The 18708-nt window shown below is 68.2% G+C and carries 1 protein-coding gene (only partly in view); it reads right to left on the reverse strand.

Going from position 1 to position 18708, the window contains the following annotated elements; all coding sequences use genetic code 11:
• Positions 1–18708: the 3' portion of a toxin glutamine deamidase domain-containing protein gene (locus tag PV646_RS41445; RefSeq protein ID WP_500348280.1), read on the reverse strand. The gene runs 16548 nt beyond the window's last position; 18708 of the gene's 35256 nt are visible here — the last part of the coding sequence; its start codon lies off the right edge, out of view — the gene reads right to left on this strand; it ends in the stop codon at positions 1–3.

Below are 18708 nucleotides of genomic sequence, written 5' to 3' on the forward strand. Positions count from 1 at the left end.
TCACCGCTCCTTCGTCTGCCACCCGCTCTTCGTCGGGTGACCCGGAAAATCCGGCAACATCACCCTGTCGACCGTCAGGTCCTCGTCCCGCATTCCCAGCAGACGCCCGATCGATCGCGCCAGGTCACGTTCGCTCATGTTCCTGGGCCATGTCACCTGGTCCGGCAGGTCCCCGGTTCCGGTGGTGATCGACACGGTCGCGTCCGCCGCCTCCTGATCGTCGGTGAACTCCACGGTCACGTGGAGTTGTTCACCTCCGGGGAGCCGGCGCCCGTCGTTGAGCATCTCCTCGACGCCCGTCAGTGCCCGCTGTTCCATCTCGGGGTCACGATCGGCGACGTGCAGACGCACCGTCAGGTCCTTGACCCTGACACCGTTCACGTTCAGGTCGCGTACTTCGTATCCGATCGGCCCCGCCAGGGATCGTGGCGATCCCGTCTCGGATGAGGTGACCGCACGAGCGTCGTCACCACCGCGCATCCGCTCGGACACGGCCGTGCGGGCGCGTACCTCCGCGATCGCCGAAGAGGAAACCGGCGAAAGACCCTCGTCGGTCGACACGGTCCCGCCGCCGGACTCATCACTGTCGGCCTCTTCGCGCCCCGTGTTCGTCCCGGACGCCTCGCTGGTAGTCGACTCCGGACGAGGCGGGAGGACGACCTCGGCCCACCGAGGACGCGACAGCAGGTCTCCTGCCGAGCCCGTGGCGGAGTCCAGGTCCGACTCGAACACCTGAGTCGAGACCTCACGGGCCGGGCCGCCGGCGGCGAGCGCGGTGCGGAATCGCTTGATGCCAAGCGATTCCACCTCGGTGCCGCGTCGAGGCACCACCACGAGCCTGACCGGTACCGACACGTCGGCGGCGTGATACTTGAACATCGGCGAACTCGCCGCCAGCCGAGCGAGCTCGGTGCCGTCGATCAGCTTGCCGTTGACCATGAACTTGTTGCCGGAGCCGGTCACCATGACGACGAACTCCTTGACACCGCCGTCCGGCAACGAGTCGTACACAGCCTCCCAGTACGGCTTGTCCCACCGGACGCCCTCGTTGAAGCTCAGCCCGCCCGCGGCGCTCTCCGACGGCGGATGGCCTTCACCCCAGGGCGAGTGGGAGAGCGCCTCGAACGCCACGAACAGGCGCTCGGTCCAGAGGTCCTTGTAGTTGCGCTGCTCCTGGGTGAGCGAGTTGAACAAGGGTGCCTGTGTGAGCGCTGTCTGGCCCAGCTCCGCGGCGGGCACCTCGAACGCCACCACCGCGGACGCGGCCTGGCCGACGACCGAATCCGCGGTCTCCAGCCGGATCGGGATCAGGGACACGTCGAAGTCGATGCCCGCCGCGCGATACCGTTCGACGCTCTCGTTCAGCGCCCTGGTCAGCTCGCCCTTCGCCGCAAGCGCCTGCTTCTGTCCCGGCACCTCGCGCCTCCACCACCGGCGCGCCTTCCAGAAGATCGAGCTCTTGGAGCGGCCCTGACCGGTGATCGTGATCTCCGGCAGAGCAGCTCCGGTGCGGAGCCTCCACCACACCACCGGCACGAGCTGGTCAGCGGCGGAACGCAGCTCGGCGCCCCCCTGGTCTCCGATCGTCTTGCTCGACTTCCCGAACGACAGTGACACCGTGTCGATCTCGTCGACGACGAGATCCTTCAGCGACACCCTGGGCAGCGCGCTCTTGCCGTGCTGCGGCACCGACTCGAACCTGTTCCCCAGTCCACGGGCGTGCACCGCGACGCTTTGGCGTGTGCTGACCGTCGACAGCGCGCCGAACACACGGATCTTGCTCGACTTCCACGCCTTTCCGAAGCCGGTGGCGACGTTCTCCTGGCCGTCCTCCACCCGCGCGTTCTGGTTGCACTGCATGAGGGCGACCCAGGAATCGGGATGGGGTTGCGCGAGCTGGTACGACGCGGACGCCCCCACGATCATCGCCAGATCACGCCCGCTGACCTGCACCGAGTCACCGAGTTGCAGCGGATGTTCCGTCTTCAGCGCTGCCGAGGACGTGGTCGGGCTGCCGTGGCCGTTGACGAACCACGGTGGCACGCCCGCTCCGCTCCACGGCGACAGATACGGGGCCACCCGGAGAACCGGCTCACCCGCCGAGTCACGAGCTCCGGTGTCCACGACCTCCATGTGGATGCGCAGCGTCATGTCCGTCGTCTTGCGAGCGATCGAGGCCCGCTCGAAGACCTCCTGGTGGTCGAGCGCGAAGAACTGGCCGTAGGTTCCGACCTGCGCGCTCGTCGAGGGCTGACTGAAGATCAAGCCACTCTTCTGCTCGAAGCTGAGCGCGTGGACATGGCTCTCCACCTGGCCCTTGCCCATGTAGATCACGCCGTCGGGCCGAGGAGTCACCGCCTGTGCCGGGACATGAACCTTGCGAAGGTACGCGCCCTTCGCCATCTCCTCGGTGAAGTCCGCGATCGCGGGCACCGTGCCGTCCTGCGACACCAGCACGATCGGCAGTGACTTGTCGGTGCCGAGCAGTTCGCGCAGTCTCGGGTCGCCTCGCAGCACACCGGCCAGCTCACCGATCGACAGCACCTGTTCCGCGCTGTCCTGCCTGCTTGTCCGAATACCTCGCTTGTCGTGTGTGAGCCCCACGAAGATGACGACGGGAAGCTCGCTGGTGACCCCGCGGTAGCCCATTTCGAACGTGCCGGAACCGTCAGTGAAGCGGTATTTCTTCCGCTGGTCGCCGACAGCGTTGAGCGCCCACTTCTTCGCCTCTTCGAACTTCCGCCTGTCGCCGGGAGACCGTACGAACCACGCCACCATCTCCCCAGCGGAGTTCAGCAACGCATCCGTCTTGAGATCCCCTGCCCGCAACACCGACACCAGCGTGAACCTCGGTTCGCCCCCACCGTCACCGAGCAGACCACTGGCCCCTGCCACCGCCCCGGCCGCGAATACGTCGCGGAAGTCCTTGCCCAGCCTCAACTCACCCGCGAAGTCGAAGCCCACTCCACCGAACTTCGCCCGCTCGCCGCTCCGCGCGCCCACCAGCACCACCGGCCGCCCCGGCTCCGCCCTCAACGCGCTCTCAAACTCCGCGTTCCCCCGCAACAACCGCGCCAGCACACCCCCGCCCACCTCATGAACAACCCCGCCCTCTCCCAGCACCTCCGCGAACGTGCCATCCACCGAATCCACGACGACGAACAACGGATTACGGCCGCGCAACCGCCCTACGCTGCCAACCGACACCGATCCGGACGCCACCGCCTCGCCGAACAGTTCCATCCGCCGCGCCGACTCCTCCGACGACGGCAGACCGAACACCGAACCCGAACCCGTCACCAGCAGCCGCACCCCTGACGGCACGCTCTCCCCCATGACCCGCCCCGCCGGAATCCGGGGAACAGGCCACCCCTTCGACACCTCCAACGGCCCGTCGTAGTCGAAGACGTGCAACGAGCCCGCCAGGCCCCGCAACGCCTCCACGAACTTCGCGTTCACCGCACCGCCGGACGAGCCGCCCTGCCGAGAGGTGAAGAGCAACAACGGCGGGCGCTTCACCCGCCCCAGCACCAAACGCCCGAACAAGTCCGACTCGAACACCAGCCGAGCCGCTTCCTCGGGAGACAGAAACTCGGTCATCCCGTTGTTCAGCGGAACGGCGAGGAAGTCGCCCTCACTGTCCAGCACAAGAGGCACGGGCCGGACACGACCGCCCGTCGTCGCCGGCGCCCACTCCGCGAGCTTCCTCTTTCCCCCGGTTCGCTTGCCGGCGGCGTCGTACGTCTCGATCATCCGCAGGCTTTCGTCCTCGACGTGCGCGCTCAAGCCGCCCAGCGCCTGCTTCGCCTCGTCCCCCGACGCGAACCCCATACCGCGTTCGGCGCCATCACCTCCGATGATCGGCACCCACTGGACAGACTTGGGATGCACGGGGACGTGCACGGTCCTGAAGTCGGCCACGCCGTTCGAGAACTCGACGTAACGCGATTGTTCGGGCGTGCCGAGAGCCTCGATGAACTTCACAACCTCGCTTTCGGCCGCCGTGTCGTGCCGCGGCCCTTCCCAGACCAGTCGCACCGGAACCGTGAAGCCACCGGCGTGTTCTTCGAAGTGCGGCGAGCGGCGCACGAGCCCGGCGAACGCGGTGCCGTCCAGCAACGAACCGTTGACCAGGAACTTCCCGTTCTTCTTCCTGACCAGCACGTGGAAGGTGTCGGCGTCGCCACGCAAGGACTGGTACTGGACCCTCCAGTGGATGTCGTCGGACCCGTCTCCCTCGCTGTCGAAGCTCAGGCCACCAGCCGCGTACAGCCCCGGTTCGTAGGTCACCACACCGGGATGCTCAGCGGTGCGCTCGACCAGCGTGAACCCGGCCGGTCCCCCCTGCGCGGAGGAGTCCGTCGTGTCCGACCCCAGTGCGAGCGTCATCTCCACGTCGGAGTCGGGGTCCGGTGAGTCGATCGGTCCCGGCGCGGGCTGGCCGTCGTGCGCGAGTTTCGCGAACTTGGCGTTGACGGCCGCGATCCTGGTCGTGTCGAACTTCGGTTCGATGGCCTCCAACTCGCTCTCGCCGAGATCCTCGGCCGACAGGAGCGTTGTGATCAACACGGTCGTCGCGGGTGTCCGGTCGAGGCTGCCGATCTCGATCGTCACGTCCCCGAGCGTCAGACCTCGTCCCAGCCTGCCCCTGCGCGCCCATTCCACGGCCATCTCGTTCTGCAACGCCGAAGCGACGAGGTCCGCCACCGCCATGCTGCCGCCGGCAACCGTCACGAAGGGTAGTTCGGCGCCGTTGCGCTTGCGCCACAACGCCGCACGGGCGATCCGCTGCCCGAGCCTGCGGATCTTCTCCGCGTCGCCCTCCGACAGGCTCGGGTCGATGTCGGAGCCGAAGAAGACCATCTCCGGCTCGATCCGGGAGGCCGCCAGGTCCGCCAGCGGCACATCGTCCTCCGGTCGTGGCGTTGGCGTGCCCGCCTCGCTGAAGAACGCGCCCGCGTCGATGTCACGGCCTCCGCTCAGCCCGATCATGCGGACCTGACTGTTCGCGGCGTAGAACCGAGGAGTGCCGTTGATCAGTCGCCGCAGCCTGGCCTGACGTGCCTCGGCCCGCACCCTGGCGGCGAAGGTGTCTCCTGCGGGCTGGATCGCGTTGACCCTGCACGACTGAAGGACGACAGGCCTGTTTCCGTCGACCTGTGCCCGCCGGTAGACGTCGCTCGCGAAGTACGCCTTCGCGGCCGTCGCGCCGTCGAGCACCACCTCGTCACCGAGTTCCCCTGGCCGGTCGGTCTTGAGGGCGAACCGGAATCCGGTGGCGTTCGCGTGTCCCATGAAGAACACGGGCGGGTTGTCGTCTCCTGCCCACGGCGACAGATACGCGATGGACCGGGTCCTGCTCACCTGGTTGCCCTGCGCGTCCGTCTCCTGCGTCGTCAGCGTCTTCAAGTGGTACATCTGCTGCGCCGCGTTGTCGTTGTGCGCGCTCATGTGCATGGTGGTCAGGTCGTTGGCCTTCACGGGGGCGTAGGCCACGAAGGAGCCGGAAGGTCCGCCGCGATGGACGCCGTGCAGCACGACGTCGGCAGGCCCCGGTGTGGGGAGCGGATGCTCGATCAATCCCTGATCTGTCAGCCTGAGCCTGCCGTCTGCCTGCCAGCCATCGGCCGGCGCCGCCTCGAACACGGACAGCCGGTGTCCGCTCGCCATCAACGCCTGGGCCAGCCGATCCCCGATGCCGAGCACGCCGTTCGGCGAGATCAGCAGAATCGGCTGCCTGTTCGCCAGACCGCGTGACCGCGTGAGCATCGACAGGCCCGACATCATCGCGGCCAGTTCGGCCGGAGAGACGAACAACGGCTTGGTGTTCTGCGGCGCGCTCTTCCCTCCGTGGCGCAGCGCGTGGAAGCCGTCCGGACCCGAGTCCACGAAAACCACGAGCGGCGGCATCGTCAACGACGACCGACGAGTCCGCGCCCGACCGTCAGGACCGACGATCTGATACTCCGCCAACGTGTCCAGCGTCGCCTTCGACGTCCACAGCGCCGCCTTGTCGTAGCCACCCCTGTTGCCGGAACTCCAGACGTACATCCCCTGGACGCCGCCCGGCCCCGCCGGCAGCACGCTGAGCGCGAGATCGCCATGCCTGATCGTCGACACGTCCTCGACGTCGACATCGGCGAGTGTGACAGCACCCCCGAGCAGCGGCGCCGGATCACCGGTCGTGGCGAGTCCCTGTCCGAAGAACCCTTCCTTCCTCAGCGCACCGGCGACGTCGAACGCGAGCCCGCCCGGTCCTGCCAGTTCTCCCGCGCGGCGTCCGACGACCCTCCACGGCCGTTCGGGATCATCCTTCATCGCCTGGCGGAACTCGGGAACCGTCAGCAGCATCTCGCCGAGCCGAGTGCCGTCGACCTCGATCAACGCACCGGACCGGCCGCGCAGTCTGGCGAACCTTCCGTCGGACGAATCCACCACGATGTAGAGCGCGGTGCTGCCCGACGTCCGGCCGAGCGCGGACGTACGGAGCCGGGCCACGGACTGGGCGAACGCCTGGACCGCCCGGGGCGTCACGTCGGCTCCGGGGAAGCCGAACACGTTCCCCAGGAACAGATGCGCGATATCGGCGACGGGGGGCAGCGGCGCCGGGGTGAACTCCGCGTTCCAGCGGACGGCCAGCGTGCCCTCCACGATGCCTGCTCGCCCGGCGTAGTCGAAGCTCTGCCAAGGGCTGCGGCTCAGCGCCCGCATCGCCGCGAGCAGGTCCGCGTTCGTCCGCTTCGCCATCGCCATCTTCTGCTTCGCCACCGCCAACTGCTGGGCAGTCGGGTTGGCTCCCGGCGGATCGACGCCCATCGTGGAGGTCACGAGGAGCAGCGTCGGCAGCACGCCGCCACTGGTGAAGGCCGAGAAGTGGGATGACCCGAGGATGAGCTTGGCGGTCTCCGCAGCGGGGACCCTGAGCGTGATACCGGTGTTCAGCGGTACGTCGAAGGTCGTGCCGTCACCGGTGAGCAACAGCAGCGCGACGCGACTACGAGCACCGTCCGCCGACGGCACCCAGACCTGGTTCACGGCGCGCCGCTGGCCCGCGCCGTCGCCGATCTCCTTCATGACCCTGGTCTGGAGGTCGGCGGTGAGATGACGGCTGGCCTGCGCCAAGTTCTGCTTCCGCCGGAGCTCCGAGTCGAAGGCCATGCCGAACATCTGGCCGTCGACGTCGGTCATCGGAATCCAGGAGACGTCGTCGACCCTCGGAGAGGTCGCCCTCGCGATCCGGCTGCCCGACAGCGCCCGCGCCTGACCGTCCTGCCCGATCTCCAGCGAGAAGAGCGCGGCCTCGACGAGGCGGAAAGGTCCGTGACCGCGCAGCGCCTCTCCGAACCGTTGCGCGAGCTGCCCTGCCCGCGCCGCGTCGTTCAGGTTGAGACCGAACAGCCGCACTCGTGTCCGCGCGTCCGACGTGTTGGCGGCGAAGTGCTGCGACGAGGCCACGATCGCGGCGAACGCGTCCGCGTCGACCAGGCGGTCCGCGATCTGGAAAGCGTCGCCGTTCTGGAGGGCGAAGATGTCGAAGGGCCTGTCGGCGTCTCCGGGGGTCGAGCCCTCCAGGTGAGTCCAGCGCGCGGTGGAATCGTTGGTCCAGTTGTATCCCAGTCCCCCCGCCTTGCTCGGCGACGAACCGAAGGTGTCGACGAAGCCCTGCCTGCCGCGCCGCACCAGGCCACCCCAGCCAGAGCCGCCGCCACCGTGGTCCCGCGCGTCAGGGGTGAGCTTGGCGAAGGCGGTGTCCACTTCGGCCACCGCGTCGTTGCTCTTGGTCACCGCGAGGTTCCGCAACGCCCGCTGACCGACGTCCACCGAGGGGAGAGTCACCTCGATGGTCGCCACCCGCGCGCCTCCTCGTGGCACCGCGTCGCCGATCACGTCGATCTTGAGATGCGCTGGGTCGGTGTCGAGCCCGTACTTCCGCAGCACCGCGAACTCGGCGCGCACCCGCGCCATGAACAGGTCGTTCGTCGCGTTCGCCCGGTCGAGCCCTGCCCTCGCACCGCGCGATACCGTGCCGATCGTGCCGAAGCCGGTGATCTTGACCCGGATCGGACCAGCACCGTTCGCCGCGTACCAGACCGCCGCGCGGGCCACCCTGCGAGCGGTGTCCGCCACCTGATCCCGCTGGTCCGCGAGCAGCGTCTTGCTCCTGGCGGGGAAGGACACCGTGACCGGATTGATCGCGTCGGCCGCGAGGTCGGCGAGCGGCAGTGGCGGCAGGGCGCCTTCTGTCCCCGCCAGCGCGGGACCGCCGTCCTGGTCGGCGACGAGAAGACCGTTGCCGGAGTGGACTCGCAGGCCTGACGTGAACCCCACGATCCTGGACGGCGTCTTCCGCGCGGACCGCAGGCCGGCGTCGAGATCCCGCACGGCGCCGGACTGGTTCACCGAACAGGCGAGCAGCAGGACGGAGTGCTCCTCGCGCGTGCCTGCCCGCTGGTAGGCGGCACCCGTCGACACCAGCCTCGACATGGTCGCGCCACCGATCACGACCGTGTCGCCGATCTCCCACTTCCTGCTGGTCGGCAGTCCGACGACGAACCCCTCTGGGGTGCCGTGGCTGTCGATCACGTACGGCTTGCCGCCCCCCGCGATCGGGCTGAGGTACGCGACGTACTCCGTCTCGGACGGCCCGTTCTTCCTCGACGCCTCGGTGACCTCCTCCCGGACGTAGTACCGCCTGCGCGAGGACATGCTTCGCGCGGTCCGGGACATTAGATACGTGTCGACCGGCGAGCTCGGGAAGTACTGACCGTCCACCGCGCGCAACGACGTCACCCTGGGATGCGTGACGATGTCGGCCGCGGTCAGTTCGGACTGGTTCGACGCCTCGTGGATGGCGAGAGCCGACTCCCTGACGGTGATGGTGCCGTTGGGCCTGAACGTCAGTCCTGCGGTCGCCGTGCGCAGGGTCCGCCGGAACCCGCCCTGAAGCAGCGAATCGCGTACCTTGTCGCCGTCTGTCACGCCGCCGTCCGGCGACGCGAGGACGATCGACCGGCCGGCACCGTCCGTGCCGAGAATCTCCCTGAGCCGGGGGTTTCCGCTCAGTACCTTGGCCAGCTGTTCCGACGTCAGCGGCACCGTCACGCCGTCACGGCGCTTGCCTCGGAAACCACCCGCGCCCGATCCCGCGATCAGGAAGAGCGGCATCTCAGTCCAGTCCGCGTCACGCACGTCTCGTGAGCCGTCAGCAGCCTCGACCTGGTAGGCGCGCAACTTCTCGTCCGTCGCGTGGAGCGCCCACTCCTTGGCCGCCTGGTAGTCGGCGTCGTCGTTGTCCGCGCGAACGTAGAGCGCGACCGGATGGCCGTCGCCGTTGTCGAGCACCTCGACGTCCAGGTCTCCGTCACGCAGGCCGGACACCAGGGCGAACTCCTCGTCCTGGTCGCCGCGAGACTCGGGAGAGGCCCACGAGTAGACATCGCGGTAGATGCCCGCTTCCTGCAAGGCCGCGGCGAAGTCGTGGGCCGCGTCCCCGAAGTGGGGGGTCGTGACGCTGTGCGTCGTCACCAGCACCACCGGCCGGTCGGGATCCGCCGCGAGCTCACGCCGCACCACCGGGTGAGTCAGCACCATCCGCCCGAAGTCGGCGCCGCTGAGCTCCAGCTCCCGCCCTCCGTGCAGCGCGACCCGGAAGTGCCTGCCATCCGGCGAGTCCGCCATGACGTACAGCGGACGGCGACCGGTCATGGCGTCGGGTTCGAACCTGCCCTCCCGCACAGCCGACGTGAGGTTGCGCAGTCCAGGCAACTCGTGACCGGGCAGCGGGAACGCGAACACGGAGCCGGTCGACGTGGCGATCGCCGGACTCACCGATTTCCGGACAGCGGCCGCGTTCAGGGAGAACTTGTCGTTCTTGCGCGAGGAGAACGTCTGCTCGAACTTGGCCCCCTGCGGCACGCGCAGGCTGGACACCGTCGCGTCGTGGTCGGCTGGTCCGGCGTAGGCGGTGATCCGACGCGGTCCTCCCAGCTCGCGCAGCCGCGCCTGGAACCTGCGGTTGGCCTCGCTGGTGGAGGCGTGGTCGGCGGCGGGATCGTTCGTGATCAGCAGGACGTCCGGCTGCCCGTTCCCCTGCTGGAACTTCGTGAACAACTCCGACTTGTACGCGAGCTTCGCCATCTCCTCCGGCGAGACCCGGACAGTGCCGTCACCGCGCAGCGGAACGACGAACTCCTCGCCGTCGGCGTCGAGCAACAGCTCGAACGGCCGCTGTCTCGCTCCGTCCGTCGTGTCCGCCCACAAGGCGATCTTCGGCCGGACGTCCGTGAGGCCGCCCGCCTCGGTGTGTTCCTCAAGGACGAGACGGACACTCTCGTCGGTCCCTTGACTCGCGTTCAGGGCCGTGCCGCTTGCCTGACGGGCCTCGGTGTCGAAGCTCGCACCGAGCAGGCTGCCGTCCGCGCGGTACAGCGGCAGCCAGGCCACGTCGTCCGGCTGGATCTCCGCGACTCGCTGGAAGCCGTTTTCGTGGTACTTGCTCGCCTCGACGAGGCGGAATCCGTCCTTGCCCCGCAGAAGTGCCGCGAACTGGCGGACTTCCCTGTGCCGAGGGTCGACCCCGACGATCCGCACCGGCACGGATGAGCCCGCCGCGTGCTGGCGGTAGTGAGGCGAGTTCTTCAGAATCTCCAGCAGAACTCGCGGGGACACCCAGGAACCGTTGGCGTACAGGCCGCCGCTGCCTGGCGTCAGATAGAGGTAGAACGGCTTTTCGTCAGCCGACGCAGGGGGCACGGCCGCATACCGGGTCGTCCGCGCCTCGTCGTCAAGATCGACATAGCCGCCCAGGTCGAAGCTGAGTCCTCCGGAAGCATGGGCCGAAGGCTCGTGCACGGCGGCCGGGGTCTCCGTGATCCTGGCGCGCGCCATCGGCTGGGTGCGGTGCGGCGTGCCGCCCTGCCAGGCCGGCTGGGCGGGCGGGAGCGCCAGTGTGGCGAATGCCCTGTCGAGCTTCTCGATGGTTTCCGGTGTCTCGCTGTCCTTGGTCCGCCCCTGCACCTCGGCGATCGCGGCAAGGCCAAGCTCGTGCACGGGCAACTCGACGCTGACGGTGGCGTGGCGGCGCGCACCGGGCGGAATGAGGAGATCCACGAGGTCGACAGCGACATCGTCGACGCCGAGCCCCCGCGCGAGCCTGCCCAGTCGTCCCCACTCCGCGACCATTTCCGACCTGATCGCGGCGTAGGCGCTCTCGGACGGCGATTCGCCCAGGTCGTCGGTGTACCCGTTGACGACGAGCTTGGGCATGCCGGCACCGTTGAGCGCTCGCCATGCCGCCGCTCTCGCCACCTTCCGAGCAAGCGAGTGCAGCAACATGGTTCCGAGATTGCCCAGCACCCCTGTCGCGTCGAACTTCGTGTCGACCGAGTCGATGTTCGCGGCGGCCAGGTCCCACAACGGAATCCCGTCGTCAAGCGAGTTCCCGAGCTGTCCCACCGCACGGAACGTGGACGCCTTCACGCTGCGGACCGAGCTGTTCGGAGAGACGAAAACGGATCTGTCGGTACCGACCACCTCTGGCCTACCGCCGTGGACAAGCCTCCAGTGACGGGAGAACAACGCGGCGGCGGAGCCCTCTCGGCCCGGACTCACACCGTCCGCTACACACACCGACAGCAACACCGGCATCTGCGGGTCCAGCCCGGCCATCTGGTAGAAGCCGCTCGCGTTCAGGAGCTTGGCCGCCTCCTTGCCTCCGACCACGACGGAGTCGCCGACCTCCATCGGGTTACCGGTCGCGAGCCCGAGCACGAAGCCGGTCTCCGTCCCGTGACCGTCCCAGACGTAGGCGGGGAGGTCCCCGGAGGCGTTCGGCGACAGGTAGGGAATGACCCACGCGTACTCGATCACCTGTCCCTGGGCGTCCTGCTTCGCGGACGCCACCCGCCTGAGGTAGTACTGCTGCCTCACTTGCTGGTCGTTGCGCGCGGAGAGAGGCATCAGCCAGGGATCACCCGGATCAGAGGGAGCGATGTGCCCGGCCCCGCTCTGCCAGGAGTCCTGCCTCGGGTACCACATGATCTGGTCGGCGCGGGGAGCCGGTGGACGATGGGCCACCAGGCGCCTGCCCCTGACCGTCAGTTCCCCGCCCGCGTCGAGCGACAGGCCATGCGGAGCCTCGAAAAGCTGCCGGGACACCCCTCCGTCCAGCAGAGCCTCGACGATCGCCTTGCCGACAGTCGTCCCGCTTGTCGTCGAGACGAACAGGATCGGCCGGTGCGGGGAGTAGGCCAGCATCCGGCGGAACTGCGGCAGAGTCGCCAACATCTTCGCGAACCGGTCCGGCGACAACCGCACCGCCATGCCGTCCTTGCGGATGACGGGGATCTTGCCCTGGTCCTCCGTCACGAACACCAGGATCGGCAGGGTCCACGCTGGCCAGTCTGACGGCTTCAGCGCGGTCAGGTCACCGTGCGGCAGTTCCACCCGGTGCTGGGCAAGCGATGCCGGAGTGACCTCCCTGGCCCATGCCGTGACGTAGGGCATGTCCGCGTTGCTGCCGTCTCCGAAGAAGTACAGCCCGAGCGTCTCCCCGGCCGCGCCGAGCAGGAAGTCGACTTCGAGGTCTGTTCCTCGCAGGTTCGACACGCGGGCGAACTCGACGTCCGAACGGTCTTCTGGGGCGTCGGGATCTCCGATCGGCGCATAGACGTCACCGAAGAAGCCAACCCTGCCGCGCAGCTCACCGGCGAACTGGTATCCCAGTGAGCCACCGGGTACGGATCGTCCCGCGTCGCGAGCCAGCAGGACCACCGGGACGTCCGGATCATCGTCCAGCGCCTCGGCGAAATCGGGAACCCTGAGCAGCATCGACGCCAGGTCTGCGCCGCTCACGTCGTACTTTCTGCCGGCCCGTGACATGACTCGCGCGTAGGTGCCGTCAGGCGAGTCCACGACGACGAACAGTGGCTTCTTGCCTCGCGTGCGGCGCACCGACGTCCAAGGACCATCGAGGTTCGACATCCCGCTGTCCACCTCGTCGGCGAGGTCGGCGATCCGCGCGGACGCGCCACTGTCCGCCGGGAACCCGAACACCGACGGCGTGATGATCGTGAAGACTGACCGAATCGACAGCGGAGGGCCAGCGTTGACGACGGCGTTGGGGGGAAGGATGAGTCCAGCGGTGCCGTAGGCCAGCCTGCCCGCGAACTCATGTGTCTGCCAAGGCTCACCGTTGAGCCGCTGAAGAGCGTCCGCGAAGTCGGCCACGGTCCGCCCCTGACCGCCGTCACCGGGGTCGTCGCTGAGCAGCAGGAGCCGAGGTCTCGTGATCAGGGAGCGGTAGGGCTTGAACGCCGTGGAGCCGAGCAGCAGCTCCGCCATCCTCAACGGAGTCGCCGCGGTGGCGTGCCCGCCAGGCAACGGCACCATGAACACGCCGTCCCTGCTGCTGAGCGCGACCAGCACGGGGCGAACCCTGGACCCGAACGTCTCGGGCACCCATGCCTGCCGGGTGAGCAGGACGCGCGTGGAGTGAGGCACTTCCTCGTAGATCAGCCGCAGCGCCAGATCGGATTCCACCGGCTTCAGCCGTCGAGCGATGGTCGACAGCGGTTCGACGTCGAACGCGAGCCCGAAGTTCTCGCCGGTCGGACCCGTGAACGCCGTCCACTGGACATCGTCCGGCTCGATCACGGGCACAGGGAGATAGCCGATGTCCGGAACCGGAACGATGTCACCGTTGCTGTCGGCCTCGACCTGCTGAACGGCCAGCTCCGCGTACCGGAACGCGTCGGTCGGCCCCCGATCCGCCTGGAGGAACTGCATGGCCATCTTGTGCTCCGAGGGGATGGACCGGAGCTTGTCCCGGTACGTGCGGCCGACCAGCCTGATCGGCACCGAACGATCGGCGGCGTACGCCTGGAAGTGAGGCGACCTCCGCATGGCCTCGGCCAACTGGGTGCCGTCCACCAGCTTGCCGTCGACCATGATCTTGTTGCCGGCCCAGGTCACGAAGACGTAGAACGGAGGAGGCCCGATCCTGGTCAGCTCGGTGGCTTCCTCCAGGGTCGCGTACACCCGCTCCCAGAAGGCCTTGTCCGTGCCCAGCCCCGAGTCGTAGCTCAACGCACCGGACGCCACGATTCCCGCCGGCGGGAAGACGTCCGGCAGCACCGCGAACACCGGGGAGCCGCCACCCGACGAGTCGGCCGCCGACGCGACGTCCGACGACTCGTCCTCCGACGACTCGACGATCGTCCCCTCCGGCGAGTCCAGCAGGAGGACACCGGGGTCCGACTCGCTGCCGGAATGAGCCCTTGGGGACGACGTGCTGTGCGCCAGCCAGGCGTCCGTCTCCTTGAGGCCACCGGGACGAATCCGGACCTGGTCCTCACCGAACCGGGCGGCCAGCCTCCTGGCCCTCGCCAACGCGACGTTGTTGCCCTTCACCCCGAGTTCGCGGGCCAGCACCGCGCGGAAGGCGGCGTCCGAGACGACGAAACCCTGCGAGACCTTGTCCAGCAGCGTCCATCGCTGCGCAGGAGTGAGTCGCAGGAGGTACCGCTGAGCACGGTCGACCTCGTCGGTCCAGGGAAGCTCCGGCAGGCCATCGCGGTGGATCGGCGGTCGAACGTCCTCTGTGGACGCCGCGTCGGGCTCGTTCAGTCGAGCATCCGGTGCGTCGCCTGTGGCAGACGGCGAAGGCGCGGCGTCCGTGGTGGACGGCGAAGGCAGGGCGTCCGCCACCGGGTCCGCACCGACGGTCTCCGTCCGAGGCTGCGGCGCGTCGTTCACGAGCTTGGCGAACGCCGTCTCCAGCGCGTCGACCTCGGCGTTCGCGATGCCGTTGAGTGGCCCGGTGATACCGGCCACCGCGTCGGCCCCGAGCGCGTGTCCAGGCAGGACGACACTGATTCTGGCGAACCGCCTCTGGTGGGGGCGCCCCTCGACCGTGACAGCGACATCCGTAGGCAGAACCTCGCGGCCCAGCCTCCCGAGTCGCGTGAGTTCAGCGGCCAACTCGGCACGGAAGACCGCGGCGACCGGTTCGGTGGAGATCGTCACCTCCGGCAGGTCGGCTTCGTTCCGCTGACGCCATGCCGCCGCCCTGGCGACCTTGCGCGCGATCTGCCGTACCCGCTCGGCGTCTCGTGCCAGCAGTTCGTTTCCTCGCCAGGACAGCTCGACCTCGAGCGGATCGATCCGATTGGCTGCCAGGTCCGAGAGTGGCACCGACCCGCCGCCATCGCCGGGGGAACGGTCGGCGTCGGCCAGCGAGCCGCCTGCCGTGACCACGACCGGCTTACCAGGAAAAGTCATCATGACCGTCTCGGCGGCATAGGTGACGGCCTTCGCGCTGACGGCCTTGTTCCACTCCTTGCCCAGGGCCTTGGCGTCGCTTTCGTTCTTACCGGCGCTCACCGCGTCGGCCATGCAGAACACCAGCATGATCGGGCGTTCCCGGTCGGGACGCGCACTCATGTACGCAGAGGTGCCGTACATGACCCTGGCCGCGTCGCCGCCCCGGAGCGTGACACTGTCACCGAAGTGCAGAAGTGAGTCGGTCTTCGTCCTGAACTCAAGGCCATCCACGTCCCCGTGGCCGATCTGCACCCACACGGCCTTGTCGGAGTACGCGAAGGGCGTCAGGTACGGGGCGTACCTCGCGGGCACCTCGCCGCCGTTCTCGTCCTTGGTCGCCGGCGAGATCTCCTTGAGGTAGTACAGGTGCCGCACGGCACGGTCACGGCGCGCTCCGGCCGACATCCATAGGACGTCGTTCACGTTGTTTGGGAAGAACTGCCCGTAAGTGCCCAGTTTCCCGTTCGCCGACGGGTACGACACGATGTCGTCAGGCCTTGGAGGAGGCGGGGTGAAGGTCTCCAGCCTGGACCCGTCCACCTCGAACCAGCCGGGGCCGGTGAGCTGGCCACTCGCCAGCAGATGAACGTTCCTGCGGAAACCCCCCTGGGAGAACACGTCGGTGAACGTCCGGCCGTCGGCTGACGACCAGCCCGGTGACACGACCACCAAGGGACGATTGCCATCCGCGGGCAGTAGCTGGCGCATCCGGGGATCGGCCCTCAGCACCTTCGCGAGCTGTTCGGCCGTCACCGACACCGGCCGCGTGTCCTCCTGACCGCTCTCGTCCGTACGGCCGTGACGCAGTCCGTGCGCTCCGGACGGACCGGATTTGAAGATCACGAACAGCGGCATGACGCCGGCAGGCCAGGGCGTGCTCTCCTCGTGGGTGCCGGTCTCGTCCGTCCGGTCGTAGGTCCTCAGGCTGGTCGCGGTGACGTCCTCCGCCCAGTCCCTCGTCTCCTCGTAGTCGTCCTGATCCCCTTCGCTTCGGACGAACACCGCGACCGGCTTGTCGTACATGTTGTTCAGCACGTCGAACTTCAGGTCACCGGCTCGCAGCCCGGACACCAGCGCCCATCCGTCGTCCGAGTCCGGCGACGGGGCGTACACGTCGTTGAAGATCCCGGCCTCGTGCAACGCCCCTGCCAGCGCGAAGCCGACGTGACCTGTGTTCAGCTCCCGACCGGCCGCGTGGATGCTGAGCAGCACAGGACGATCCGGGTCGGACTCCAGCGCGTGGCGGAAGGCGGGATCGGTCAGCAACGTCTGACCGAACCGGTGTCCGTCCAGTTCGTAGGTCACCCCGGTCGACGACCTGACCAGGACCACGCGACCGTCAGGCGAGTGGGCGGCGACCAGCAGGGGCTTGCGCCGTCCCGACAGGTGCGAAGGCCGCCGCACGACGGAAACACCGCGCTGCTCCTGATCAGCGAGCTCACGCAGCGACCGGGCCTCGTCGTCGGTGGCGGGGAACCCGAGCACCCTGCCAGAGGCCACCCTGTCGATCTCGCTCACCGACATCGAGCCGGTCTTGGTGATCTTCGCGCCCAGCGGCACGACCAGACCCTTCGACTCGAACTCGAGCTCGCCCACGTAGTCGTAGCCAGGCCACGAGGTCCCGTCCAACGCGCGCAACGCCTCCCGCAGATCGGCGCTGACGGTGCTCTGATGGTCCCGGTCGGTGTTCTCCGCGCTGATGAACAGGAGAAGGTCTCCCCGAACCGCCTGGCCCTTCAGCTTCTGGTACGTCGGCGACTCGAACACCAGCCGTGCCATCCGCGCTACCGGAACGACCGCTGACCGGCCGTCCTTCAGCGGAACGACGAACTCCCCCGCGCGCATCGCCAGCACGATCATCACCGGCCGGGCTCGATCGCCCAGGGCAGAGGGCGCCCACGGAGGCATCTCCAGCGTCGCCGGCTCGGAGCGATCGGAGACGTTGCGGCGCCTGCCGATCGCGCTCATGATCGCGTTTGATCCGTAGAGACTCAGCGAGTGGTTGAGGAACGCGTTCCTGTCGTCACCGAGGACGAGAGCCAGACCGAAAACAGGATCGTCCGTGTGCTCAAGGGGAGTCCACGACACCTCCTGGGAATCGAACTCGACGTCCTGAACGGCGTTGTCGGTCGCGGTCACCGTGACGAAGTCGCCGTCTTCGACGAAGGCGACACCCTCGTCGTCCAGCCGCAGGTCGCCGGTAGCCACCTCGACCACACGAGGCGGCCCGTCGCCGTTCAGCTCGCGGGTGAACTCCTCCACCTGGTCGAGAAACTCCTCCAGATCCTCGATCTCCGAACCGATCACACGCAACGGCACCGAACCGTCGCCGGCGTACTGCTGGAAATGGGGAGAGCTCGACACGATCCGCGCGAGCTCGGCGCCGGTAATCAGGCTGTCGTCGTGTGCGAACCCTCCCTCCGTCACGGACACGAACACGTAGAAGGGCGCGGTCGTCAGGCCGTGTTCCGGCAGGGACTCGTACAGCTCGTCCCACACCCTGGCCTCGCCGTCGTCTCCCGAGGTGAGGAACAGCGCGCCCGACGCCGCGGTCCCGAGCGGGTCGCGAACGTAGGCGTTGCCGAGTTCGCCCCCCGGAGCGACCTCGTTGTTCTTCCCGGTCTCGCCGGTGACAGGCGAGTTCGCCCGGTCCAGCTCGATTTCGGTGGCCAGTGAGCTGGCGTCGACCGGGCTGACGGATCGTGCGTTCTCTCGCGGCGAGGCGTCGGACCATTCCGAGCCGTCAGAGCCGTGAGAAGAGCCACCACGGGCCAACGTGCGGGGTCCGTGCTCCAGCCACGGCGTCTTCGGCCCCGTGCCGGTGGTGCTGCCCCGCTCGACGCCGCGCAACGTGATCCGGTCGGCGCCGAACCGCAGTGCCAGCCGCTCCGCCTTGGCTCGCGCGGCCTCCTCGCCCCGCACGTCGAGCTCATGACCGAGAACCATACGGATCTCGTCGTCCACATCGGCGATCTCGTCCACGATCTCGTTCAGCATCTCCTGCTGCAAGAACGGCAGGTTGGCCATGTGGAACATCGCGGCCTCGAACTGATCGGCCCACGGCATCTCGTCCGTCTCGGCCCCGACCGGCGGTTCCTCGATGCCAGGCGGTTCCTCGTCGACCGGCGACTCTTCGTCGTCGAATACCAGCGGCTCCAGGTTCGAGCGGTCCTCGCTCTCGTTCCAGACCGGTATGGTGATCGCCTTCCGCGCGGAGACGTCGATGAGCGTTCCGTCCGGACGGAACGCGGACACGTGCACCTCGTAGATCGGCAGCCTGTCCTCTGCGCCCGCCAGCCTGATGTCGTCCTCCGCGAGGCTGACGTCCCCTGTGTTCGGGTCGACCAGAAACACATCGCCGTCGTGGTTCAGGACGTTCCACACCCA

This window comes from Streptomyces sp. ID05-26A (genome assembly GCF_033794685.1).
Classification (GTDB): Bacteria; Actinomycetota; Actinomycetes; order Mycobacteriales; family Pseudonocardiaceae; genus Lentzea.